Origin of the sequence: Flavihumibacter petaseus NBRC 106054 (genome assembly GCF_000974785.1) — a bacterium.
Classification (GTDB): domain Bacteria; phylum Bacteroidota; class Bacteroidia; order Chitinophagales; family Chitinophagaceae; genus Flavihumibacter; species Flavihumibacter petaseus.
This window is the reverse complement of sequence record NZ_BBWV01000001.1, coordinates 1,246,781-1,271,502: the sequence shown is the minus strand read 5'-3', so window position 1 is coordinate 1,271,502 and position 24,722 is coordinate 1,246,781. Positions and strand designations below refer to the sequence as shown.

Genomic DNA, 24,722 nt, shown 5'->3' with positions numbered 1-24,722 from the left:
TTGCTTGAATATTTAGGATTGTTAGTTTAGTATTTGAATCTGATGTGCTTTCTTTGTATGCAACCACTTTTTAAATGTGTAGACCGGCACCCACATGGCGTGCCGGTCTACATTTAATGCTATTTGCTTAGTCGCAAAGTTTTAGTGCTTTTAGGCGGTTTCAATTTATTTCCCCCACACAGCCCAGCCGGTACTCCAGTCGGTGGTGCCGTCGAATGCGCCGCGATAACTTACTTTCTCGAAGAAGTCAGCATTCAGGGTGCCGAAATCGAACAGCGCGCCGGTCAGGGCAGGTGAGCCTGCATTGGGCTGCAGGTTCGGTGCTGCGTTGTTGAACGGATCTTTCAGGTTCACGTCATTGGCGCCATCCGTGATCTCTGTTTTGTATTGTCCTTCCAGTTGAGCAGTGATAGAGGCAACATCATAGGTGATGCCACCATTGATCACTTTTCCGATCTCAACATCTACCACATTCTTGGTCGCATTCAGGAAGCTGTTGTACAGTGCGCTGGTTCCTTTTACGAAATAGGCGATCGTGGAATCTTCCTGCAGACGCATGCCGCCTTTCTGTCCGCCGATAGCGATGGAGTTAGCCAGGATGAATTTGGCACCTCTTCTCCAGCGCATCAGCCAGCCGTAGTCAGCAGAAGTGTTTGCTGCATTGTTGGGAGCGATCGCGGTGAAGTTAGACAACACCGGGAAGGTGATAGGGGCGCGGCTCAGCAGGAATCCATTGCTGGGGTTCACGTTATCCACTTCAAAGTTGTTGCTCACGTCACCGGTTGTTCCTTTTGCATCAGTGAAGGCAGGATCTTTTACGGAAACAGCAAACTGAATCTTCCCGCGGTAGCCATCGTCCATGTCGAAATCGTCATCAGCACAATTGTAAGCGATCAGGTGTTTACAGTTTACGGTACCACCGAAGAATTCGAAGGCATCATCCAGTCCGCGTACTACCTGTACATAATCGATGGTCGTGCCGGAACCAACGCCATAAAGGCTGAGGCCGTTTACTTCATCACCGGGGTTAACCGCTTTACCTGCATATTCGATCCGCACATATTTCAGTGTACCGGAGTTGTCTGCGTCATTGTTTCCGCCGAAAGCGCTGTAGGCAGCATCTACACCACCTTCAATTACACTGTGGTTGCCATTGCCTGTTGCCTGTCCCGCAATGATCACACCACCCAGGTCACCTGGCTGAGGTGTAGTTTCAGCTGAAGTGAACACGATAGGCTCGGAAGCTGTACCTACGGCCTGAATCTTCGCGCCGCGGTAGATCACGAGTACACCTGCAGAGTCTTTGCTGGAAAGGATCTTCGTACCGGCATCGATGGTGAGGGTAACGCCGCTCGCTACATACACATAGCCACGGAGTTTGTAAGTCTTGTCTTTTGTCCAGTGCTGGTCAGCGCTGATCACGCCACGAATGCTGGGCGTTTTGTCGTCCACCGGAGGCGTCGGGGGCGTAGGATCCGGCTGGTCATCGCTTTTGGAACATCCTGCTACTGCTCCCGCGATATAGGTAAGCACCAGCATCCTTGAAAAGAGCCTTTTCATAATTTGAGTGGTTTGAATGTGAAAAATTATTATCTGCCGAAAATGTATTTAAGCGCCAGCGTCGTGGTCGATCCGTATTTGATCGAATTGATGATCCTGTCTTCGCCAGCGATATAGTTCAGGTTAGAAGGATTCGGGTCGTATTTATAGTACCAGGTAAAGGGTTGTGCGAGCAGATCGCTTACGGTCAGCTTGATCTCCAGGCGATTGCGGAGGAACATCTTGCTGATCTGCAGATCCACCACATCGCGGGGGCGTTCGAAGATATTCAGCGCAGCGCCCGCAGTTGCCCGGAAACGAAGCCTGGGGCCGATCCTGTTGTACAGTGCATTCACGGAGAACCCGTTGTGTGAGTAGTTCAGTCCGCCATTGATCAGGTAGGGGGACTGGCCCTGCATCGGATTGTTATAGCTGACTTCACCAAACTGAACGCTTCCTTTGATATAGGCGGCATTCGCATAAAAAGCCAGGTCACTGAAGAAGTTGCCACCGATGAAATCAAGTTTCTTCCTTACTTCCACCTCAACGCCATACGCTGTGGCGTGATCTGCGTTTTCGTAGGTCAGCACATCATTTCCCTTGTTGGTCTGCTCAATGGGATCGCGGAAATACTTGTAAAATACGCTGGCAGAAATGATCTCTCCGGCGGCGGGAAACCATTCGTAGCGCAGGTCGGCATTGGTATTTCTGCAACGCTCGAGATTCGGATTACCCCTTATAACCAGGTTGTTGTCGTAGTCGAATACGCTATAGTCAGCCAGTTCGCGGAATTCAGGACGATTCACAGCCATCGATCCACCCAGGCGGAGATTGGTTTTGTTGTTCAGGCTATAAGTAAGCAACAGTGACGGCAATACATCGGTATTGTCGTATACCATATTTTGCCGGCCCTTGGTGACGAGTTCCTGCCTGTATTTCTCGATACGGGCACCCCAGGTCAACCGGAGTTTTTCACTGAATTTATTGTCCAGCATCAGGTACCCGGCATTCAACAGCGCATTGGCAGTATAGTCGGTGGAGTTGGTACCGATGTTGGCAACAGTAAGATTGTATTTGTCAATATTCTCGGAGGAGAAAATATTGTCGAAAGTTGTTTCCTTGGTTTCAGCAATGGTTACCCCGGTGAAGTTGAGGGAGGCATAACCCAGGGCGTCCACTTCCACTGTACGGTCACGATAGTAATTCATCGTTCCGAATTTGAACTTCTGGTTTTCACCGAACATATTGAAAGTATACGTGCCATTGGCCGATGCGCCATAGATGTATTCGCCCAGGAAAGAATATACCCGACCTGCATTCCGGATCTCCGGAGAGTTCTCATTGCTGAGCTTCAGGTAATAATCGGTTTTGGAATTGTCGGGAGTACGATAAGCCAGGATGCGCTGGTCAGGCTGGTTACGATAGGTATAGGCGAAGGAGCCATTCCAGTCCAGCGTAAAGTTATCGCTTACCTTGTGCAAGCCTTCCAGCACGATATTGAAGATTCCGTTCTGCGTTGCCTCGCTGTTGCTGCTCTTCACCTGGAACACAGATTCTTCGCCGTTTTCCAGGTTTTCGCCATTACGCAGTCCCAGTGTCTTTACGAAAGTATTGTTGAAGAGATTCTTGAAAGATATTTTGCTTTTCCGGTAAGAATAGGTAAGGTTCAACAGCCCGGTCAGGTTGTTCTTCTGGTCGTAATTGGTGGTATTGTAATTGTACAGGTTACGTTGTGTGATATCGTATTCGCTGCGCTCACGATCACCCACGGCCCGTCCGATACCATAACCAACATTGTAGATATACCCCAGCTTGTTACCGCTCTTGAAAATTTTGGTATTCCCGCCGGTGTAGGAGATGCCGATATTGGGCATGCTTTTCGAAACAGCTTCTGACCCATAGTTGTTGGGAAACATCTTGGTCACCTCTCTTTTGTACTCGGGGGACTGGTTGATGAACCCTGATTTATTCCTGTAATAGGGTCCGGGTATAAGACGGGAGTCATCAAAGAAACCAATCTTATCATATGATCCATTGGGAAAGCCATTATAAAAATTCTTTCCGGTTGTCAGCGAATTGAAACTGATGCCAATGGATAACTCACTGATCTTCTTATTGGGATAGTCTTTGGTGGTAATCCTGATCGCACCGCCGGAAAAATCACCCGGAAGGTCAGGAGACGCGGATTTGGAAATCACCAGGTTGTCAACAACGGATGCAGGAATGATATCAAAGGAGAATGCCTTTTTATCGGCTTCCGTGCTCGGCAGCACAGAATTATTGAGCATTGATACATTATAGCGCTCGCTGAGACCACGGATAATGACAAATTTATTGTCCTGCACCGATGCACCGCTCACGCGTTTCAATACTTCACCGGTATTGCGGTCAGGTGACTTGCGGATCACTTCTGCGCTGATGCCATCGGAGATGGAGGCAGCATTTTTCTGTGCGCTATAGAGAGAAGAAATGGCCTCGCGCTTCGCACTGGCGGTAACTACTACGGCAGAGAGTTCGGCGTTGGACTTCTCGAGGTTAATTGAAAGTGGTGCCGGGTCTGCGCCTGGTATCGTAGTAATGTCATCTACCTTTTTCGCAGCAAAGCCGATATTGGTAATGGTGATACTATATTTCTTATTGGGAGCGAGCGAAAGAAAGAACCTTCCTTCCACATCGGTATGCGTGCCGGTTTTGGAGGTGCTGCCTTCTGCCTGTGCAGTTACTGATGCCCCGACAACGGGGTTGTTGTTGCCGGCTTCCAGCACCCGGCCGGATACTACCTGGTTTTTTGTCTGCGCCTGTAAGGCAATACCCGCGCAGATCAGCAATATGGTGAATACTAAAGCGCGATAACGGAGAGGGGCCACAAGTTTGTTTTTAGGACCCCAAAACTAGAAGGCCGTTATTACCGCATTGTTATGTGTAGGTTATCCAATCGTTAACAGGGGTATAACAAATATTCAACGGCTAGATTTGTAACGGATTATGATCATCACGATGGAATATACAGCGGAACAGGTGCGGGGTTTGCATGCGGATTTCAGCTTACTGAAAAAGTACAAAGAGAAACTGATCTTCTTTGATGAACATTTCGGATGTATCCCGTATTCCTATCCTTCCTTTGATCCGGAGCTGCATTTCTTATTGAAACAGGAAGGCACAAATACGCTCATCAGCCTGTTTGAAAAGGAGCGCAGGAATGCCATTCCACTCGAAAGACGATATCGCTTTGACGACGAGTTATATCTTTTCAACGTATCTCCTTTCAACTCCTATCCCCAGGTGTTGAATGATTACCTGATCCAGCGTTTCATGGAACGCGACCTTCCTTTTGCAACAATGCTTGCTGAAATCGGATCCCGCGAGGGAAATGACAGCTGGCGGGAGAAGCAGAAGCGGGAGGCGCTCGACAAGATCGAGTTTCTCTCGTTCAAAGTGAAGACCGATGTGGACCGTAGTTTCCGGCTGCAGTTCATGAGTGTGTTCCTGAAAGGGTTCTCCGATTACCGCTACGGCAGTCCCAATACTTTCAGCAACCGGAAGAAGTTCATCGAGCTGTATCTATATGCACAAGGCATTTTGTATGCGCGTTACCTGGAAGCACTGAACGGGCTTTCCCGCTCGCTGCTGGATTGGAAGGATCGCATTATCTATGTGAAGGAGCTGGGCATCATTGACTTTTTGCTCGCGAAGTTTTCGAGGAGTGATCGCTCGCGCATAGATCAGAAGCTCGCAGAGACGCTTTGTACAATAGTGGGTGAGCAGAACGCTGACCTGGTGTTGAGTTATCTGCGGGATAATACACTCATTTGATTTCATATCACGCTATTTTGGATTTCGTTCGGGGTGATGTTTGATCAGTATATCACGCAGTTTATTTTCACGCAAAGCACGCTAAGGTGCAAAGCCGCAAAGGAAGTATTACGGTATTTAGGTGTTGAATGATGGCAGCTGTATTAATGATATAAGTGTGAAAGAAGGCCAGCCTGCGGCTGGAAGACCGCAATTGCAGCATTTTGGTGTGGATATCGATTGAAAAAGATTCGGGCAGATGCATAAACGGAGTGTGCAGTGATTTGTGATAGTACGCAATTGAATTCAGTGTTAGTCCTTCGGTAATTTCCTTTACACGGCAACCAGTTTGTCTTTCCGGTTATTTCACCTTGCAAACTATAGTTCAATTACAATTGCATTCCTGAAAAACAAATATTCAATTCTTCTTTGCGGCTTTGCACCTTAGCGTGCTTTGCGAGAAAAAGATACACCTGCGTGAAAAGCGCAGCGCCTTCACCGATCAGTAAAATCCAATAGCGAAAACATGCAGGATGTAAATCGCCCGGGCCTTCATTGCTGGGCGACACCGGTGACCGGGCTAAGCAAAAAAATGGCGCGACAAAAAATTGCCGCGCCTTAAATTCGGTATAACTGAAACTATCTCTGCGTGCTAATGCTACTTAAGGTGCTAAACTCACTGCACGATTTTAAACGAATTATTGTAGAAGCCCGCTGCGAGCAACCCACCCGCGCCTTTGGTCAGCATGTCGTAGGTGAAGAGCATATAGTCCGGGAAGCCACTCGCGCCGGCGAAGTACTGGTTGGCCATAGCGACTTGCATGCCTTTGATGCCGGTGCCGGTGATCACTGCCACGGAAGCTGTTTTGCTGTTGCGGATAGGCCATACAAAATAGGCAGCCAGTGAATCGCCCTGCCAGCGTTGCTGACCGATGCTTACTTCATTGCGGGATACCTGGATAGGGCAGTCGCCCAGGAGCTGCTTCCAGGCGGTGTTGCTGTTCCGGTTGCCAAAAAGGATCACGCCGCGGTCTTTGTAACGGATGGTGTCGTAGGCTTTGTCGGCGATAATGTCGACAGCGCCATTTCCCCTGTAATACCAGGTCTCTGCATCATAGCGCGCTTTCTCGTAGGCCCAGGCATTTTCTTCTTTTGTTCCGGTGGTGCCGTAAACGAATACCATCTGGTTGCGGAAAGCATCTTTGAAGGTGCCGTTGCGGTTAGGGTTTTTGTCGGTTGCTGCTGGATACGTACCGATGGTCCAGCGATTGCCGGTTTTGGTTAGGACAATGCTGTCGGAATTGCTGTGGGTGGTGTATGTAACTGCAGGCAGGCTGTCGAGGGTGATCGAGAGATTGGTGCCTGCTGTGAATTCGTCAAGAGCCAGTTGCAGGGTGGCGACGTTGGTGGTCTTACCGGTGATGGCATTTCCTTTTTTGTTGCGCACCAGGTTGATGCTGCTGTATTGCAGGGGTTGATGTTGCTGAACGATCGAAGCCCAGCGGAAGCGGCTGCTGATACCGGGGTTGGCGGTACTGAATTCGATTTTGTTCACGCCGCTATCGGGCAGTTGTTTATGCCAGCGGAAGAAGTCAAAAATGGGTTTCCAGTCCACGCTCTCATCACTGAACCAGTGACTGCCACCGGGATATTCATAGTAGCTGAGGTCAGCCTGGAATCCACCAAGGAGCTGGCGCATCTGGCGGGCATAGTTGACGGAAACTGTCTGATCGGCGTCTCCATGAAAGATGTAGACACCCAGGGGCTGATAGTTGCGGGCGAGTTTGATTACATCACTCTGGTTGCCTGCACGGAGCAGGGTTTGCTCCAGCGGATTATTGCTGCTGTCAGGTACGAGACCGTCAGCAGAACCGTATCCTTTGAGGGTAGGATATCCTGCACAGGGTGCAATGGCTGCCCATTGGTCGGGGTAGGTAGCGCCGAGGAACCAGGTGCCGTGACCACCCATGCTGTGGCCCGTGAGGTAGTTGCGTGCCGGATCGGGTTGGTAGCGATGGCGTGCGATGGACAAAACTTCAAGCGCATCGAGGCGACCCCAGTCTTCCCAGTTGAATCCGCGGGGCCTTCTGTTGGTGGGGGCAACGAGCGTACCCCAGTCTTTTGCCTTGTAGGCACGAGCCTGGTTGATGGCTTCTACACCGGCACCATGCACTGAAAAGAAGAGGGCTTGATTGGGTTGGGTAGCAAAGCTGGTGTTGGCGGTGCCTCCTGCAGGATTGACGGCATAATATTGGAGGCTGCCATCGATGCCTGATTCGAAAGTGCTGGTATAGGGAGCGCCGGGGTCGGAGGCTTCGATGGATACGATGGCTTCGTCGAGCAGGTTGTTGTCCTTACTGCCCTTGTTGCTCTTGCTGCCCTGGCGCAGCTGTAGAACGCAATTGTATTTCCCTTTGGCGCTCACCTTGCTGCCGTCGAAACGGAAAGTTACTTTTCGGCTGCTCATGGCCGGTATACCAGAGATAGTGGTTTCAACGGTCTGCCCTTCGAGTGTAGCGGTAAGCCGCAGTTGTGCGATGGGTTTTGAAGAACTGTTGATCACCACGATGGCACCCTGTTGTGTTGCGCCCTGCAATCCAGGCACTACAAAGGGGAGGGTGGGATCATCGGTAGCAAGGGCGACTGCTTTTTTGCTGAAGCTCAGGCTTGCAGAGGTGGACATCCCCCGGAGGTAAAATTCATTCAGTCCCTTCCTGAGCTGAACAGGAATATGCAGGAATCCCATGCTGTAAGGATCACCGGCGTGCAGTTCACCATTCACATACACCGCGCTGTTGCCTTTGCAGGTGAGCAGCGCCGTGGTGGCTGCAGGGGCGTCGTAGGTGAGGTAGGTGTATCCACCCGCAGCGCCAAGGCCACCGCGCAGGTTTCCAGCCTGAACACCGGGACCGGCGGGTGCGCCACCGGAACGGGTGCGAGCCAATCGCAGTCGGCCGGTACTGTCTGCTTCCACAGGTTGCCAGAAGATCGGCAGGCCTTTTTCAGTTCTTCCAACGGTATCGCCCGCAACGGGTTTTGCCAGCGTGCCATTATAAAGACGCCAGGCGAGCTCATCAGTATATACGGCTTCTCTTCCGTAGCGGTTGGGGAAATTGCCGACCAATCCGCTTTTGAATATATGAACCTGCTGTTCGCTGACTGGTGTATTGCCGGTTGACGATGCAGCAGCTGACTGCGATGATGTAGATTGGGCAGATGCTGACTGGGCAGATGCAGTGTTTGTGAACAGCAGTGAGGTGGTGCAAAGTAATGAAGCTACGTGCAGAAGAGAGCGGAGCATAATATTCATGAATTTAAAATACGATCAGATCAATCAGGGTGCTTCCTCAATATTACTATCTTCCTCGCCAAATCGACCTGATGAAAAGATTTTTGCCGGCAGGAGGGGTAATAGCAATATTGCTTTGGGTATTATTCATGTTTCCCGCAGCGACGGTTTCTGCTCAGACGCTGGTGGATGCTGTTGAGGCCAGGGATTACGCCCTCATGGAAAAAATGCTGGTGAATGGTGCCGATCCGAACGGATATGACAGTAAAGGCCAGTTTCCACTTTGGAATGCTGTCTGGAATGACGATGCCAAAAGCGTGAATCTTTTGATCCGGAAGGGCGCCAGTGTCAAAAGGCCGTTCCTCGCCGACAAGGGTAAAATTTATCTTGTCGAGATCGCCACCCAGGAAGGGCATGCCGATATTGTCCGGATGCTGGTGGATAATGGCGCCGATATCAAACAACAATACCTGCAGGGATATACCGTATTGCATATTGCAGCAAGGCGGGGTCACCTTGATCTTGTACAATACTACCTGGCGCAGGGTGCGGGGGTGAATGTTGCGGCGGATGACGGCACAACACCGCTGGAACTTGCTGCTGGTAAGGGATTTATAGAGATTGTGAAGGTGCTCGCTGACGGTGGCGCGGATGTCAATGTACAGGACAGGAAGGGCAATTTTGCACTGGGCGAGGCTGCCCGGTATGGTCACCTGGACGTGGTAAAGTTCCTGGTGTCGAATGGTGCAAGGAAGGACCTGAAAAATGAAGATGGCCATACTGCCACTGACCTGGCTTTTGGTAATCGGCAAGTTAAAGTAGCTGCCTTTTTGAAGGAGAAAACCCGTTGATGGTTATATTTGTCCCTCACCCAATTCACACACATGAAGCGTTTATATGTATTGCTTGCTGTGGTTATGGCATCGGTAGGTGTTACCCGTGCCCAGACAAAAGACAGCGTTAATTTCGATCCCCATGAGGCTTTTGCTCCGATTTTCTACCCGCAACTCGGCGATAATGTCCGTGCTGCAGATGGTACTCCCGGCCCTGATTACTGGCAGAACCGTGCAGACTACAAGATCGCGGTGACGATGGATGATCAGACCCACGGCATCAAAGGCAAGGTAGATGTTACCTATACCAATAACAGTCCCCAGCCGCTGACCTTTCTCTGGCTGCAACTCGATCAGAACATTTATAATGATAAAAGCCGCGGTGTTGCCGTAACGGCAATCGGCGGTGGCCGCTGGGCGAACCGCAATGCTTTTGACGGTGGTTATTCAATCGGCGACGTAAAGTTGCAGCAGGCGGGTAAGTCCACCGTTCTGAAGCAGACCATCACCGATTCCCGCATGCGCGTTGATCTGCCGGTGGCGCTGAAGGCGAAAGGCGGTAAAGTGACTTTCAGCATCGATTTCAGCTTCACTATCCCGGAATATGGTACAGATCGTATGGGTCGCCTGAATACCAAAAATGGTTGGATCTATGAAGTAGCACAATGGTTCCCCCGCCTTTGCGTATATGATAACGTTCAGGGATGGAACACACTGCCTTACCTCGGGCAGGGAGAGTTCTACCTGGAATATGGTGATATCGAATATGCAGTTACTGTTCCGGCGAGCCATATCGTAGTGGGTTCCGGCGAATTGCTGAATCCCCAGGAAGTACTTACTGCTGAGCAACTGAAGCGCTATAAAGCAGCCAGTGCAAGTGACAAGACAGTGATCCTGCGCAGCGCTGCAGAAGTGACCGATGCCTCCAGCCGTCCCGCTGGAAAAAGCACCCTCACCTGGAAGTTTAAATGCATCAACACGCGCGATGTCGCCTGGGCTTCTTCCAAGGCATTTGTGTGGGATGCTGCCCGCATGAATCTTCCCCAGGGAAAGAAAGCACTGGCAATGTCCGTGTACCCGGTTGAATCCGCTACTGACACTGCCTGGAACCGCTCTACGGAATATGTAAAAGGTTCCATCGAATTCTACTCTAAATACTTGTATCCCTTCAGCTACCCGGTTGCCACCAATGTGGCCGGTATTGTTGGTGGAATGGAATATCCTGGTATTGTATTTTGTTCTTCCCGTGCCAACAAGGGCGGACTTTTCGGCGTAACATCCCACGAATTCGGTCACAACTGGTTCCCGATGATCGTGGGTTCAAACGAAAGGAAATTCCCCTGGATGGATGAGGGCTTCAACACCTTCATCAATACACTGGCCGAAGAAGATTTCAATCATGGTGAATACAAGGATGGAAAAATGGATGTAACACGTCTTGCTCCTTATTTTTACGGAGATAAGATTGAAAATATTTTCAATATTCCTGATGTCATTCAGCCGAACAACCTGGGCATCCTGGCCTATCTGAAGCCCGGCTTCGGACTGCAGTTGCTGCGGGAACGTGTTCTCGGACCGGAAAGGTTCGACAGTGCATTCCGTTACTATGTGCATCAGTGGGCGTTTAAACATCCTACACCTTATGATTTCTTCCATTGCATCGAGAACTATTCCGGCGAAACACTGGATTGGTTCTGGCGCGGCTGGTACCTGAACAAATGGAAGTTTGACCAGGGTGTTGGTAAAGTTGCTTATGTAAAAGATGATCCGGCACAGGGCAGCATCATCACGGTAACCAACAACGAGCAACTGCCAATGCCTGTAGTGGTGCAGGTGAAGGAAGAAAATGGTAAAACAGGCCGTGTGGAACTTCCGGTGGAAGTGTGGCAGCGTGGACCCGTATGGAAATTTGTGTATCATTCTACCAGCAAGGTGCAGGAGATCAAACTGGATCCTGATGGCACGATGCCTGACATCAACCCGGCCAACAACAGCTGGAACGATAAGCTGGGCTTCTAATTTCCGCTCATGAGCGAAGGCTATTATAAAAACGCAACCTTCGAAGGCATCGACTTCTCTTCAAAAGAGAGCCCGTCAGGTGAATTCGAAGGTTGTTCTTTTATCCGGTGCAAACTGGTCAAAGCTGACCTGGGCGGCTGGGAGTTCAACAACTGCCGGTTTGAGGATTGTGACCTGAGCAATGCGCGGGTGGTAAAGACTACATTTAACCAGGTGAAGTTTAAGGGCTGCAAGATGTTGGGCATCCACTTTGACCTGGTGAATGCGTTTGTGTTCACTGTCGGATTTGAAGATTGTGTACTGAATTTCACTTCCTTTTACAAAAGAGTGCTCAAAGAAGTTTCCCTGGCTGCCTGTCAACTCGTTGAGGTTGATTTTACAGAAGCAGACCTGGGTGGTGCGGACCTGCGGCGGGCTGTACTGACTGGCGCCAAATTTGAGCAGACCCGCCTGGAAAAAACGGACTTCCGTGAGGCTGTCGGATTCAACATCGATCCTGCAGTTAATTACCTGTATAAAGCAAAATTTTCTGCTTCCGGACTTGCCGGATTGTTGGCGAAGTATGATCTGGAGGTTGAATAACGCTGTCAGCGATTTCTTTTGCCTGTTCATCGATTGTGGAAAACCTAAAGCAAATCTTCCCTTAATTTCCGGGTACGTAATATCTATTAGGTCGGTCGAAAAAATGGCCCCAGCTGTCCGCTGGGGTCATCTATTCTGGATTTATGGCAGACAATAATAAATCTCCCCACATTTTAAATACTTCGGCAAATCTCCTGGGATTTTGCCTGCTGGTGCTCACTTCCATCAAGATCTCGCGGTTCAATACCTCTACCATAATAGATGAAGTGACCGGTGTGGCATCCATGCTGTTTATGACCAGTTGCATCCTGTCTTTTCTATCCATGAAAAATTCGCGTGAGCGGATTTCCTACCGCCTCGAACATGTGGCAGACCTGGCATTCCTGGGAGCTTTGATGCTGCTGTTTATCACGATCGCGCTGGTATCTTTCAACCTGTTCGGGGTGAATAACCTGCACCAGGCGACTGCCGCGCATTAGGGCGTCATATAGCTTTCAATCGTATCGGGATTCATGTACCGTTCGTAGTGATCATCTCCTTTTATCACAAAATCTGCCCCGCGCCAGTAACGCGTGTGCATGGTCGCACGGATATAACTGCTCCATGCTTCAAGATTGGCGCCCAGGCCATGGCGGATGCAGATCAGATCGGTGTGATATTCAAGGCTGTCCATATAGTGGCGGGAGAGATGACCTGCAGCGGTGGCCCAGGATTTTGCGGTGGATTGCTGCACAAAATCTGCGACATGGCTGATTTCGTGACCGATGAGGCCGATTCTTGCAGGTTCCGGCAGGTTTTCAAACAAAAGTGGGGTGAGCGTGTCGATCGTGTGGTCGCTGATGGTGATCACGTAGGAACGCTTGTTCCTGGGAAGGAAACAGCTGATGAAGGTCGGCCGGGTCTTTCCGGTACAATAACTGTGTTTCACGCGGATCGTGACGGGAACGTTCTTGAGTTCGGGAAAATGGTCGAATGCGATCTGTGCTTCGGCAGCAACTGACGCGGGTGCATGCAACTGGGCTTTGGCGTTAAGGCTCAGGAAGATAAGACTTCCCCATACGATCATTGCTGCGATACGGAGTTTAATATGATGCATGCGTAAAATCAATCTGCAAAATTACCGGGATGGTTGCCGCCGGAAAGTTCCGATCGGCGAACAGGCAAAAGTACACGACGAACAGGCCTGCTGAAAACCGGATAGTACAGGACGCCGGAAATTCAGATCGGCTTACATTTATCCTATGCATGCCATATTAGGAGTCATTTTCCATTTCATCGGGGGCTTCGCTTCCGGCAGTTTTTATATTCCGTATAAAAAAGTAAAGGGTTGGTCCTGGGAGACTTACTGGCTCATCGGGGGCTTGTTTTCCTGGCTGATCGTGCCACCGCTGGCGGCCTGGTTAACGATCCCCGATTTCTGGCAGCTGATCTGTTCTACTGAAGGAAGAATCCTGTGGCTCACTTACATGTTTGGCCTGTTGTGGGGGATCGGCGGATTAACCTACGGACTGGGCGTGCGATGGCTGGGCGTGTCGCTGGGCAGCAGTATTATCCTTGGACTCTGCATGGTATTCGGTGCGCTGATTCCATCAGTATACTATGAATTTTTCCCGGCTGAAGGCAAAGACACCATCAGCCTGCTGACCGGCAGCACCTGGGGAAGGGTAGTTTTAAGCGGACTACTGGTTTGTATTGTCGGTATAGTGCTTTGTGGCAAGGCAGGCATGCGGAAGGAAAAGGAGGTGGTGCCAAATGGAGACCAGCAGGCTGCAGCGCATCCCGAGGCTGGCGATGTTTCCGGGATCAGTGACTATCGCTTCGGCGCGGGGCTCACCGTTGCTATTATTTCCGGTATTCTGAGCGCCTGTTTCAATTTCGGCCTGGAGGCGGGAAAGCCACTGGCGATGCTGGCCAATGACGCCTGGAAAGCAGCGCATCCGGGGGAGGGTGAATTTTTGTACCGCAACAATGTGGTATATGTGGTGCTGCTTTGGGGCGGCCTCACCACCAATCTGGTTTGGTGCCTTTACCTGAATGCGAGGAACAAGACCTTCGGCGATTACAGTGATCGCAGGCTTCCCCTTGCCGCCAACCTGCTGTTTTGCGCTTTGGCCGGAACAACCTGGTTCCTGCAGTTCTTTTTCTATGGGATGGGGGAAAGTAAACTCAGTAACGGCCCCAGTTCCTGGATCCTGCATATGGCCTTTATCATCCTCGTAGCAAACGCGTGGGGACTGATCCTGAAGGAGTGGCGCGGGGTAAAGCCGGCAACCCGCCAGTGGCTCATGCTGGGCATAATTGTTATTATATTATCGGTGATCGTGGTAGGGTGGGGAAATTCCATCCGGCCGGAATAAAATTCTGGATATGAAAAAGCAATTTAAATACGTCAGTTATTTGTGGGATGATGCCAAAGCTGCATCGATGGCCGGTGATGAAGTAGCATTACTGATCTACCGGTCCAATCTTTTGGGTACAGACCTTCGCCTGACCAACTACGGCGGTGGCAACACCTCCTGTAAAACAATGGAGCGGGATCCGCTCTCCGGCGATCACACGGAAGTAATGTGGGTGAAAGGATCGGGCGGCGATATCGGCACATTGACCCGGGGCGGTCTGGCCGGCCTCTATGTGGATCGTCTGCGATCACTGGAGAAATCCTACCAGGGACGGGCACACGAAGATGAAATGGTGGGTCTTTTTAATCATTGCCTGTATGACCTGAACAGCAAGGCACCTTCCATTGATACGCCCCTGCATGCGTTTCTTCCCTTCAAACATGTTGACCACCTTCACCCGGATGCAGCGATTGCCATTGCTGCAGCGGCAGATGGAAAAAGCATTACGGAAGAATTATTTGGTGGCAGTATCGGCTGGGTTGAGTGGCAGCGCCCGGGGTTTGATCTTGGATTGCAACTGCGTGATTGCCTCGAAAATAATCCGGGCATCCGTGGCATCATGCTGGGATCGCATGGACTTTTTACCTGGGGTGATACTGCATATGACTGTTACCTGAATACCCTCGAAGTGGTGGAGCGGTGTGCGGAGCTGGTCGAGTCCAGGGCCGGAAAAAAGGGACCGGCATTTGGCGGAGAAAAGATAGCGGCACTGGAGCCGGAAGCGAGAAGAAAACAGGCGGCAGCACTGGCCCCCTACCTTCGTGGTTACTGCAGCAGCCAGCAACAGATGATCGGGCATTTCACCGATGATCCAAGGGTGCTTGAATTCATCAATTCCAATGATTTGGATCGCCTGGCGCCAATGGGTACCAGTTGTCCGGATCACTTTCTGAGAACCAAGATCAGTCCGCTCGTATTACCGCTGGCACCAGATGCTGACCTCTCAGATGCAGTGGCTTTAAGTGCGAAGCTTGTTCCTGCCTTTGAAGGTTACCGCAGGAGCTATGCTGCGTATTATAACGCAGCGAAACATAAGGACAGTCCGTCGATGCGCGATCCTAATCCGGTGATCCTGTTGTATCCCGGCGTGGGCATGTTCAGTTTTGCAAAAGACAAACAGACTGCGCGGGTGGCGGCTGAATTTTATATCAATGCCATCAATGTGATGCGCGGTGCAGAAGCCATCAGTGCATATACTGCCCTGCCACGGCAGGAAGCTTTTGATATTGAATACTGGCTGCTGGAGGAAGCGAAACTGCAGCGTATGCCTAAACCGAAACCGCTCAGCGGAAAGATCGCCATGGTGACCGGAAGCGGTGGTGGTATCGGCAAAGCTATTGCCCGTAAATTCCTGGAAGAGGGTGCCTGCTTATTGCTAAATGATATCAATGGTATCCGGCTGGTAGATGCGACCAAGGAGCTTACCGCAACATTCGGAAAAGATGTGGTAACAGGGGTGGTGCTTGATGTGACCGATGAAAAATCGGCGGCTGCCGCATTTGAAGCTGCTGCACTGCAATTCGGCGGAATTGATATCATCGTGAACAATGCCGGCATCAGCATATCGAAATCCATTACGGATCATTCGCTGGAAGAATGGGACCGCCTGTATGATATCCTGGTGAAGGGGCAGTTCATTGTTTCCAAAGCGGGAACGGTAATCTTGCGCAAGCAGGCAATGGGCGGAGATATCCTTAATATTGTTTCCAAGAATGCCGTGGTAGCCGGGCCCAATAATGCCGGCTATGGATCCGCCAAGGCAGCACAGGCCCATATGACGAGGCTGCTGGCCGCGGAGCTGGGTGGTGACAGGATCCGGGTGAATGCCGTCAATCCTGATGCGGTGATTGCTGACAGTAATATCTGGGCCGGCGGCTGGGCAGAAGGAAGGGCAAAAGCTTATGGAGTGACAGTAGAAGAACTACCGGCGTATTATGCAAAACGCACTTTACTGAATGAGATCATACTTCCGGAAGATATAGCAGCGGCATGCTTCGCGCTGGTCGGCGGGCTGTTGCGAAAATCAACAGGAAATTTCATTAATGTGGATGGTGGTGTGGCCATGGGCTTCTACCGCTGATAAATCGGAAATTATGTTACTGGAGAAAGATACAATTCTGGCGCACAATGAAACTCGTATGCACCGTCATCACCAGGTGGTGGCGCCTTTCCGTGATAATTTTGAAAAGTTTGAAAAGATCATTGAACTGCTGACCCGGTTCCAGGTGGCGATTCCCAGCTGGGCGCTGGGCACGGGAGGCACGAGGTTTGGCCGTTTTCCCGGTAAGGGAGAACCGGGAAGTCTTGAAGAAAAACTGGAAGACGTTGGGCTGCTCCACCAGCTTAACTGCAACAGCGGGGCCATCTCGCTTCATATTCCGTGGGATATCCCGGAATCACCAGACCGGATCAGGTCACAGGCAGAGGCACTCGGGATTCGTTTTGATGCGGTGAACAGCAATACCTTCCAGGATCAGGCTGACCAGGCACTGAGTTATAAATTCGGATCGCTTCAACATGTGGACAAAGCAGTAAGGCAACAGGCCATACAACATAATATTGAGGTGATCGAACATGGTAAGGCACTCGGCAGCAAATCGCTTACGGTATGGTTGTCTGATGGCTCCTGTTTTCCGGGTCAACTGAATTTCAGAAAGGCATTCCAGCGGACCCTGGAGGGATTGCAGGAGATTTATGCTTCATTGCCGGCTGACTGGAAAATGTTCGTGGAATACAAGGCCTTTGAGCCGAATTTTTACAGCATGAGCGTTGGCGACTGGGGACAATCATTGCTGTATGCGCAGAAACTTGGACCCAAAGCGTTTACCCTGGTTGACCTGGGCCATCACCTGCCGAATGCCAATATTGAGCAGATCGTTTCGTTGCTGTTGATGGAGGGAAAACTGGGCGGATTTCATTTCAATGACTCCAAATATGGTGATGATGACCTGACCGTTGGCAGCATCAACCCCTACCAGCTTTTCCTGATCTTTCATGAACTGGTGGAGGGAATGAATGCAAGAGGAATGCATCATGCCACCGACCTTGGCTGGATGATTGATGCTTCGCATAATGTGAAGGATCCGCTGGAGGATCTGCTTCAGTCAGTAGAAGCCATCCTGATCGCCTACACGCAGGCATTACTGGTGGATGCTGAAGCGCTTTCAGCAGCGCAGCAGCAAAATGACGTGGCCCTGTGCCAGGAGTTGTTGCAGGAAGCTTTCCGCACGGATGTGCGGCCGATCGTGGCAGAAGCCAGGCTGCGGGCCGGAGGTGCATTGCAACCACTGCAACTGTACAGGGAAAGCAACGTGCGGAGAGCACTGACTGGTCATCGCCGTTCCGGAAAACTTGCTACTGGTCTCTGATGGCAGCGTTACCCGTAATTGCCGTATTTGATGTAGGAAAGACGAACAAGAAGCTTTTCCTCTTCGATAGTCAATACCGGATTGTGGAGGAGATCACCGCCAGGTTTACGGAGACAACTGATGAAGATGGTTTTCCCTGTGACAATCTTGAAAGCTTCCGGCAATCCATAACTGAAAACCTGAGCCTGCTGGCAGCCCGCACAGATATTGACCTGAGAGTAGTCAACTTTACCACGTACGGTGCCAGCATGGTGTATATTGATGAAAACGGTGATCCGCTTACCCCGCTGTACAATTACCTGAAGCCTTACCCTGAGGCACTGGCGGAAGGGCTTTATGAACGGTATGGCGGGAAAGATGAGTTTTCGCGGAGCACTGCTTCACCGGCAATGGGCAATCTCAACTCCGGACTGCAGTTGTACCGGATCAAGATCCAGCAGCCGGAGATCTTCAGGCGCATCCGGTATGCGTTGCATCTGCCGCAATACCTCCATTATCTCGTGGCAGGTTCTGCCTTTTCTGACCTGACCAGCATTGGCTGCCACACGGCATTATGGGATATGGAGCTGCAGGATTATCACACCTGGGTTCGGGAGGAACAATTGGACAGCAAACTGGCACCGGTTTGCCACTCAAGCCATGCGATACCCTGCAGGATCGGGGATAAGGCAGTGATGGTTGGTGTCGGGTTACACGATAGCTCCGCGGCACTTATTCCTTATTTGAGGAGCTTTTCAGATCCATTTGTGTTGTTGTCTACCGGTACCTGGGGCATTACCCTTAACCCGTTCAACCAATCGCCGTTAACATTGGGAGAGCTGGAATCAGACTGCCTTTTTTACCTGAGTTATAAAGGCCTTCCCGTGAAAGCATCACGGTATTTCACCGGCCGGGAGCTCGAGCAACGCAGTGCAGGGATTGCGGAAAAATATAAGGTGTCCGTTCATTCCCTTCATCAGTTACCGTTCGACGGGCACTGGAGGAATGCCGGGGAGGATTCGGTCATTAAAGCATACCATCAGCTCATGCAGGAGATCGTGGATCAGCAGGCGGAAGCGATGCGCCTGGTAATACCGCCAGGTGATGATCTCCGTATTTATATTGATGGTGGATTCAGTCGTAACGAACCTTTTCTCCGGTTGCTGGCGGGAGCATTTCCACGCAATTACATTGCAGTGGCAGAAATGGCGCAGGCTACAAGTCTCGGAGCGGCTCTGGTGATGCATGATCACTGGAATGGTGGGGAATTGCCTGCAGATCTCGTTAAGCTACACGATATCAGGATCTGAATCGAATAATTATTTTGGTCCCTGAATGTCGCTCCGTAATTTCCGGCACCTTATCAAGTGACCCTGATGAAAAATTTACTTTCCGTTTTGCTGGCCCTTATTGCCTTCGGATGTTCTTTTGCCCAGACCTTCAAATACAGCGATACCGAATTATACGGTGACAATATTTTCAACTTTTTTCTCATACCTGCAGGTGACAAAGAGGTTCATTTGTGGAAGTCATCAAAAATAAATGTTACCATACACCGGTTCAATAAAGACCTCCATTTTATGGAGAAGACTGTAGTCAGCCGGACTAGTGGGAGCACCTCGTTTGCAGAATATGAAAAATTCTATTTTGCCTTTCACCAGAGTCTGACGAGCCTGGAGGTATTCAGGGTAGAGGGCGATAGTATTGAACGCATCAGCCATAGTCCGATCCAGGACACTTTGAGGCAACTCAATGCCAGGCTACCAGAACACAAGCGTTATGAGCTAGAGCAAACTGACGATTTCACCATGCTTTACCGGCGCGAATTGGATCGTGCGCTCGGCGTGACAATTCTTCATATGTATTGTTTTGATTCTACATTAAGATTTGTTAACAAGCTGGTGGTGAACGTGCCGTTTCTGAATGGATCGCCACAGCACCTCCTTTTACAACAAATGAAGAATAAATTTTACACGCTCGTGAATGTTGTGGCAGACGGGAAGCAAAAAACTGGAGTATTGGAAATGGATCCTGCCAAAGCGACCTTCAGGCAAAGGTATTTTGCGTTGGAAGATGTGACGAGTATCGGGGAGCAGTTGTTCGCCGAAAGTGGCAACCTGTATCTGAACTTGCAGTTGCTATTGGCAGATGGCGGCGCTGGAAAAGGAGATGAAGGATATTGTATCTGGATGGACAGTACAATGTCGATAAGGGCATCGGGTCTGATCAACGCTACTGACGAACCAAACTGGAAAGCCGGTTATCACTATAGTACCGGCTTTATTACAACACTTAGCGGGAACCGGCTGTTACTGATCGATCTGGCCAACAAACCAATTACATTAAATGGATACAATAACCGTAGTCCCAATGACTTCGAGATGGTGCGTTATACACAACTCGATTCAGCAATGAAACCGACAACAATAAAGATTTACCCGGTTTCAGAAAATGATCTTGTACCCGTGTATTGTATAAATCACCTGGAGGACACCTATATTTACTGCGAGGAGAAGGTCAGAAATAATTTTATCCTGAAACAGTACCAGTGGCAAAAAGGTTTGACGGGTGGAAGGCCTATGTTGATGGATCCGGACATGAGGCTTAATATGACGTTTTCCCGGCAGATCAGTTCTGATGAGTGGCTGATTCCTTACCTGCGCAGAAAGAGATGCGGTATCGTGAAAATGCGGTTTTAACGGAAGTTGCGGTGGAATAATGTATATTCCCATACCTTATCAAATTGCGTGTTAATGAACAGATTCCTGGTGATGCTGCTTGTATTAACGGCGATGCAGCCTTTATCAGCACAGACTTTCAGGTATTGTGATACAGAAATAAAGAATGCTGATGTGTTTCGCACCAGGCTGATCCCGGCTTCCAACGGGCAGGTGCATTTATGGAGCAGCACCACACTAAATCTTTCCCTTCATCGCTTTGACAGCAATCTCCAGTTTGTTGACAAGACAGTTTTCAGCCGGCTGAAAGGGGTAACCAAATATGCCTGTTTCGGGAAGTTTTACTATGTTTTTCACCTTGCCATGCATGGCCTGGAAGTCGTAAAGGTAGAGGGCAACAAACTGGAAAAGATTACCCATAGTCCACTCCAGGATTCTGTCGATATGCCGAATGATGTGCGGGCCAGGTATATCCGGTACGAATTGTTGCACACAGACAATTACATCATGTTGTACCGGCAGGAGAATGATGAAGTGCACTTCAGATCAAATGTCAGGATCTTCAGTTTTGACACGGCGATGCGCTACATCAATAAAGTTGAACTGGATGTGCCTTTGCTCGGATATAATTTTCAACAGATGTTGCTGCACGGCTTTCGCGACAGGTATTATTCATTGCTGTGGACTACTCAGACGGAAGAGCAGAAACTTCATTTGCTGGAACTTGACCCGGTGAATGGCGACTTTCGGGAAATGCCGGTTAATACGTCATCACTGGCAACAGCCGGGGAAAAATTACTGACGGAGAAAGATCATTTTTATCTTTTTTTAAATTCACCGGTGGCAGAAGGTAACCCGGGCAAAGGGAACGAAGGTTACTATATCCGGTTTGACAGCTTACTGCAGGTGGAAGCCAGTGCTCATATTGATCGCACCGATGATCCATACTGGAAAAACGGGTATGCCTATTTTACCGGCAATTTTGCCCCGCTTTCCCGGCAACGGTTGTTACTGGTAGACCAGGGAGTGAATGACAGGTCCGGTGAATTTGATATGGTCCGGTTTATGGAACTGGATTCCAGCCTCAAACCCGTTACGGTTAAGGTGTATCCAATGGAACATGACAATCTCTTGCCGGTATTTTATGTTATCAATGGCGATGATACTTATCTCTATTGCGAAGAGAAGATCAGGAACAGTTATATAATTACGCAGTATCAGTGGAAAAACGGCCTGGAAAACCAGAAGTCAGTTTCCCTGGATCCGACCCTGCGTTTTTATATGAACTTTTCAGTTGAAGCCGGTCCGGGTGAATGGCTCCTTCCATACGAGCGCAAAGGTAGATTCGGGTTTGCCCGGATGCGCTTTTGATGCATTGAATGCACGCTATTTTAATTGATACGCAGTAACCCTGTTCGTGAAGAAGGTGGGCACATAGACTATTTCCTTCTCCTTGTCGAAACCGATATCTGCCGTGCTTTTTTTCTGATCCTTTGTATTCAGGAGCACTGTTTTGGTGCCATCAGGTTTGATGTAATAAATGACGCCGACCCAGGCGGAAACAATAAAGTCTTTGCTCTTTGTCTGTTCGATACCGTCGGTGCCTTCTTCCATGCCTTCTGCGATTTTGGTGGCACTTCCGCCGTTTGTGCCGGCTTTATACAAAGCTCCTTTGGCAACATAATAAAGGCCATCGGCTGTTGACAATACGCCGTTGATGCCCGGGATGTTTTCCAGCAATAGGGTTGGCTTGTCATCTTTCAACAGGTGAATGGTCCCTTTTTTGGAATCGGTCACGTAAACATCGCCATTTGCGGCAATGGAAATGTCATTGAGGAAGGCTGCTCCGGTGATGGGTATTCGTTTGATAATTTTGGCAGCTTTGGTATCCACCAGTACCACTTCATCCACATCTGCCACATAAAGGATGTTTCCTTTAATCCCCAGGCCTTTGGGCGCACTGAATCCTTTGATCCATTCCACCACGATTTCGCTGCCATCGGGTTTCATTTTACCAATCGATCCGACCAGGTCTTTCTGATCAGGTGCGCCGTCGATATTGGAGAAGTACAGCGTGTTGGCTGCTGCGTCATACAGCACGCTTTCCGGGATCTTTAACACTGAATCTGTTTCCCAGGTTTTGACGAGCTGCTTATCCTGTGCGGCAACGCTGAATGTGGAAAGCAGCAGGACGAAAAGGTAACTGGTGTAGCGTATCATATGCAGATGAATTGGTGGAATGGTTCTTGAAAAGCCCTTTGCAAAAAGTATGCGAAGGATCCTGATATTTTGTTTGCTGTTTTCCGGCCTTTATGGAAGGGCTCAGCAATTGCCTGCTCCCTATGCCTCCAAATCTGTTGTCAACAATGCGCTGGTAACAGGTTGGACAGAAGGAAAATCTCCACTGGCGCCGAAAGGTTTCAAGATAAGGAAATTTGCGGATGGCTTTCAGAGCCCCCGATGGATTTATGTGATGCCCAACAATGATATTCTCGTTGCAGAGGCTGCAACGCACGGTAAAAGTGCAGACCAGTTGACGCTGCTGCAGGATAAAGATGGTGACGGCGTTTATGACAAGCGCTCCATTTTCCTCGCACAGCTCAACAAGCCATTCGGCATGCTTGTACTGGGCGATTTCTTTTATGTAGCCAATACAGACGGCTTGCTGCGTTACCGCTATTCCGCCGGGCAGGACGTAATCTCCAGTACGCCGGAAAAAATACTAACACTGCCTGCAGGCGGCTATAATAATCACTGGACAAGAAATATCATCTCCTCTCCTGATGGCAGGAAAATCTATGTTTCAGTCGGGTCAGGAAGCAATAACGGGGAAAATGGAATGGACCAGGAAGTACGCAGGGCGAATATTCTGGAGATCAATCCTGACGGCAGCGGCGAACGCATTTATGCTGCGGGACTTCGGAACCCTGTGGGAATGGCTTTTCAGCCCGACAGTAAGGTATTGTGGACGGCAGTGAATGAGCGGGACGAACTGGGCGATGAGCTCGTTCCCGACTACATGACCGGTGTACAGGAGGGAGGGTTTTATGGATGGCCTTATGCCTATTTCGGTCCGAATGAGGATCCCCGCATGAAAGGCAAAGAGCCGGAGCTGGTTAAAAAAACACTGGTGCCTGATGTGCCGCTCGGTGCACATACGGCATCGCTCGGGTTGGCGTTCTATACTGCCCGCCAGTTTCCTGACCGCTACCGCAACGGTGCATTTATTGGCCAGCATGGCTCCTGGAACAGGTCACAATTGTCCGGATACAAGGTTGTGTTTGTTCCATTTGCCAATGGTAAACCTTCCGGACCGCCCGAAGATTTTCTGACCGGGTTTATTCTTGATGCAAAGAAAAGCAGGGTAGGTGGAAGACCGGTTGGTGTAACGATTTCTCCTTCAGGAAGCCTGCTGGTGGCAGATGATGCTTCCAATGTCATTTGGGAAGTATCGGCTGAATAGGCTTATGGTAATCGGGATACTGGTGAAAGATCTTTTCGAGCATACCGAATAATTCAGGATGTTTCTGTTCCAGCAGATCCGGTCTTTCGAAAAAATATTCTGAGGCCACGGCAAAAAATTCCGCTTTGTTGGTCAGGCCATAAGGGTTGATGTCTGACTGGTTATTCCGGATGGCTGCCATCTGTTGATGAATCAGATCCAGCCACGGAATAGTATACTGGCGGGACAACAGCGCTTCAGGCAAACCATCGGCAGCGCCATCAGCCTTATCCAGCAGGTGAACAAATTCATGAATAGCGGTATTCTCTTTGTCTGTTTTGTTGTTAAATCCTTCCCTTAATGCTGTTTTGCTCAACAGCATCTTTCCGTTCATGTATCCGCTGCCCACCATGCCCATCAGGTTCCGGTGCTGGCCTTCAGTCTGGAAAGATTCATTGAACTGGTCTTCATATACCAGCACATCCGTCAGATTGCGGTATTGCCAGCGTGGAAAGCCGAATATAGGAATCACGGCACTGGCGGCAACGAGCAACCTGTCGGTGTCAGTGATGGTAGTATTGACCGGCTCAATGCGAGTAACCCGAAGGAAATGGATGACAGCTGCAGTAAAAACCTTTTGCCGGTCTACCGCAAGGTTCCGGAAATACGATACTTCCTGGTTCAGGATACTGTCGATATTGCTGGGTATGGGCCGGGTGTCAGCAGCTTTTTTCTGCTGCCTGGTCCAGATCAGCATTCCGATCAGCAAAGCCACAAAGAAAATCAGCCCGAACATGTTATA

General features: G+C 49.9%; 18 protein-coding genes. 12 read left to right on the top strand and 6 right to left on the bottom strand.

Features of this window, described 5'->3' with window-relative positions:
- Nucleotides 1-165: 165 nt before the first annotated feature.
- Nucleotides 166-1,560, bottom strand: a complete 1,395-nt coding sequence (locus FPE01S_RS05355; protein WP_046367795.1) for a beta-helix domain-containing protein — start codon at nt 1,558-1,560, stop codon at nt 166-168.
- Between the two features lie 29 nt (nt 1,561-1,589).
- Entirely contained in the window at nt 1,590-4,406 is a 2,817-nt protein-coding gene (locus FPE01S_RS05350) for a TonB-dependent receptor (protein ID WP_083990136.1), read from the bottom strand.
- Nucleotides 4,407-4,524: 118 nt separating this feature from the next.
- On the opposite strand from FPE01S_RS05350, the gene FPE01S_RS05345 reads away from it, so the two are divergent.
- Nucleotides 4,525-5,352, top strand: coding sequence for a hypothetical protein (locus tag FPE01S_RS05345; RefSeq protein WP_046367793.1), 828 nt, complete (start codon nt 4,525-4,527; stop codon nt 5,350-5,352).
- Between the two features lie 655 nt (nt 5,353-6,007).
- Here FPE01S_RS05345 and FPE01S_RS05335 read toward each other — a convergent pair.
- Nucleotides 6,008-8,641, bottom strand: a complete 2,634-nt coding sequence (locus tag FPE01S_RS05335) for an alpha/beta hydrolase-fold protein (RefSeq protein WP_245623945.1) — start codon at nt 8,639-8,641, stop codon at nt 6,008-6,010.
- A 71-nt stretch (nt 8,642-8,712) separates the two neighbouring features.
- Here FPE01S_RS05335 and FPE01S_RS05330 point away from each other — a divergent pair, with 71 nt between their 5' ends.
- From FPE01S_RS05330 to FPE01S_RS05315, 4 genes are all read left to right on the top strand, one after another.
- The gene (locus FPE01S_RS05330; protein ID WP_083990135.1) at nt 8,713-9,471 is read left to right on the top strand and encodes an ankyrin repeat domain-containing protein; all 759 of its coding nucleotides are present in this window, start codon (nt 8,713-8,715) and stop codon (nt 9,469-9,471) included.
- 33 nt (nt 9,472-9,504) lie between these two features.
- Entirely contained in the window at nt 9,505-11,472 is a 1,968-nt protein-coding gene (locus tag FPE01S_RS05325; protein WP_046367790.1) for a M1 family metallopeptidase, read from the top strand.
- A gap of 9 nt (nt 11,473-11,481) precedes the next feature.
- A complete protein-coding gene (locus FPE01S_RS05320) occupies nt 11,482-12,054 on the top strand; it encodes a pentapeptide repeat-containing protein (protein WP_046367789.1) in 573 nt (190 codons plus the stop codon).
- A gap of 143 nt (nt 12,055-12,197) precedes the next feature.
- Nucleotides 12,198-12,533 (top strand): hypothetical protein, encoded by a 336-nt coding sequence (locus FPE01S_RS05315; RefSeq protein ID WP_046367788.1) that lies wholly within the window; start codon nt 12,198-12,200, stop codon nt 12,531-12,533.
- On the opposite strand, the gene FPE01S_RS05310 is transcribed toward FPE01S_RS05315, so the two are convergent.
- The gene (locus FPE01S_RS05310; protein ID WP_046367787.1) at nt 12,530-13,150 is read right to left on the bottom strand and encodes a hypothetical protein; all 621 of its coding nucleotides are present in this window, start codon (nt 13,148-13,150) and stop codon (nt 12,530-12,532) included. The two genes, FPE01S_RS05315 and FPE01S_RS05310, sit on opposite strands and share 4 nt — an antisense overlap.
- A gap of 145 nt (nt 13,151-13,295) precedes the next feature.
- Between FPE01S_RS05310 and rhaT the strand changes: the two genes are divergently transcribed.
- From rhaT to FPE01S_RS05280, 6 genes are all read left to right on the top strand, one after another.
- On the top strand, nt 13,296-14,411 hold the full coding sequence (gene rhaT / locus FPE01S_RS05305) for an L-rhamnose/proton symporter RhaT (RefSeq protein WP_046367786.1): 1,116 nt from the start codon (nt 13,296-13,298) through the stop codon (nt 14,409-14,411).
- Nucleotides 14,412-14,421: 10 nt separating this feature from the next.
- Complete coding sequence (locus FPE01S_RS05300) at nt 14,422-16,533, top strand: bifunctional rhamnulose-1-phosphate aldolase/short-chain dehydrogenase (protein ID WP_046367785.1); 2,112 nt, start codon at nt 14,422-14,424, stop codon at nt 16,531-16,533.
- Nucleotides 16,534-16,546: 13 nt separating this feature from the next.
- Nucleotides 16,547-17,821, top strand: a complete 1,275-nt coding sequence (locus FPE01S_RS05295; RefSeq protein ID WP_046368678.1) for a sugar isomerase — start codon at nt 16,547-16,549, stop codon at nt 17,819-17,821.
- The gene (locus tag FPE01S_RS05290) at nt 17,821-19,110 is read left to right on the top strand and encodes an FGGY-family carbohydrate kinase (RefSeq protein ID WP_046367784.1); all 1,290 of its coding nucleotides are present in this window, start codon (nt 17,821-17,823) and stop codon (nt 19,108-19,110) included. Before FPE01S_RS05295 ends, FPE01S_RS05290 begins: the two co-directional genes overlap by 1 nt.
- Before the next feature lie 66 nt (nt 19,111-19,176).
- Nucleotides 19,177-20,499 (top strand): hypothetical protein, encoded by a 1,323-nt coding sequence (locus FPE01S_RS05285; protein WP_046367783.1) that lies wholly within the window; start codon nt 19,177-19,179, stop codon nt 20,497-20,499.
- A gap of 54 nt (nt 20,500-20,553) precedes the next feature.
- The gene (locus FPE01S_RS05280; protein WP_046367782.1) at nt 20,554-21,849 is read left to right on the top strand and encodes a hypothetical protein; all 1,296 of its coding nucleotides are present in this window, start codon (nt 20,554-20,556) and stop codon (nt 21,847-21,849) included.
- Nucleotides 21,850-21,864: 15 nt separating this feature from the next.
- On the opposite strand, the gene FPE01S_RS05275 is transcribed toward FPE01S_RS05280, so the two are convergent.
- Nucleotides 21,865-22,698, bottom strand: a complete 834-nt coding sequence (locus tag FPE01S_RS05275) for an SMP-30/gluconolactonase/LRE family protein (protein WP_046367781.1) — start codon at nt 22,696-22,698, stop codon at nt 21,865-21,867.
- 49 nt (nt 22,699-22,747) lie between these two features.
- On the opposite strand from FPE01S_RS05275, the gene FPE01S_RS05270 reads away from it, so the two are divergent.
- Nucleotides 22,748-23,941 (top strand): PQQ-dependent sugar dehydrogenase, encoded by a 1,194-nt coding sequence (locus FPE01S_RS05270; RefSeq protein WP_046368677.1) that lies wholly within the window; start codon nt 22,748-22,750, stop codon nt 23,939-23,941.
- Here the strand turns inward: FPE01S_RS05270 and FPE01S_RS05265 are convergent.
- Complete coding sequence (locus FPE01S_RS05265; protein ID WP_046367780.1) at nt 23,916-24,716, bottom strand: M90 family metallopeptidase; 801 nt, start codon at nt 24,714-24,716, stop codon at nt 23,916-23,918. The two genes, FPE01S_RS05270 and FPE01S_RS05265, sit on opposite strands and share 26 nt — an antisense overlap.
- Between the last annotated feature and the right edge of the window lie 6 nt (nt 24,717-24,722).

Bases quoted from the DNA above. Each gene is read 5' to 3' on its own strand.
- FPE01S_RS05325 (WP_046367790.1), top strand. From the start codon at position 9,505: ATGAAGCGTTTATATGTATTGCTTGCTGTGGTTATGGCATCGGTAGGT.
- FPE01S_RS05275 (WP_046367781.1), bottom strand. From the start codon at position 22,698: ATGATACGCTACACCAGTTACCTTTTCGTCCTGCTGCTTTCCACATTC.
- FPE01S_RS05300 (WP_046367785.1), top strand. From the start codon at position 14,422: ATGAAAAAGCAATTTAAATACGTCAGTTATTTGTGGGATGATGCCAAA.
- FPE01S_RS05310 (WP_046367787.1), bottom strand. From the start codon at position 13,150: ATGCATCATATTAAACTCCGTATCGCAGCAATGATCGTATGGGGAAGT.
- FPE01S_RS05335 (WP_245623945.1), bottom strand. From the start codon at position 8,641: ATGAATATTATGCTCCGCTCTCTTCTGCACGTAGCTTCATTACTTTGC.
- FPE01S_RS05290 (WP_046367784.1), top strand. From the start codon at position 17,821: ATGGCAGCGTTACCCGTAATTGCCGTATTTGATGTAGGAAAGACGAAC.
- FPE01S_RS05265 (WP_046367780.1), bottom strand. From the start codon at position 24,716: ATGTTCGGGCTGATTTTCTTTGTGGCTTTGCTGATCGGAATGCTGATC.
- rhaT (WP_046367786.1), top strand. From the start codon at position 13,296: ATGCATGCCATATTAGGAGTCATTTTCCATTTCATCGGGGGCTTCGCT.
- FPE01S_RS05330 (WP_083990135.1), top strand. From the start codon at position 8,713: ATGAAAAGATTTTTGCCGGCAGGAGGGGTAATAGCAATATTGCTTTGG.
- FPE01S_RS05320 (WP_046367789.1), top strand. From the start codon at position 11,482: ATGAGCGAAGGCTATTATAAAAACGCAACCTTCGAAGGCATCGACTTC.
- FPE01S_RS05280 (WP_046367782.1), top strand. From the start codon at position 20,554: ATGAACAGATTCCTGGTGATGCTGCTTGTATTAACGGCGATGCAGCCT.
- FPE01S_RS05315 (WP_046367788.1), top strand. From the start codon at position 12,198: ATGGCAGACAATAATAAATCTCCCCACATTTTAAATACTTCGGCAAAT.
- FPE01S_RS05295 (WP_046368678.1), top strand. From the start codon at position 16,547: ATGTTACTGGAGAAAGATACAATTCTGGCGCACAATGAAACTCGTATG.
- FPE01S_RS05345 (WP_046367793.1), top strand. From the start codon at position 4,525: ATGATCATCACGATGGAATATACAGCGGAACAGGTGCGGGGTTTGCAT.
- FPE01S_RS05285 (WP_046367783.1), top strand. From the start codon at position 19,177: ATGAAAAATTTACTTTCCGTTTTGCTGGCCCTTATTGCCTTCGGATGT.
- FPE01S_RS05270 (WP_046368677.1), top strand. From the start codon at position 22,748: ATGCGAAGGATCCTGATATTTTGTTTGCTGTTTTCCGGCCTTTATGGA.
- FPE01S_RS05355 (WP_046367795.1), bottom strand. From the start codon at position 1,560: ATGAAAAGGCTCTTTTCAAGGATGCTGGTGCTTACCTATATCGCGGGA.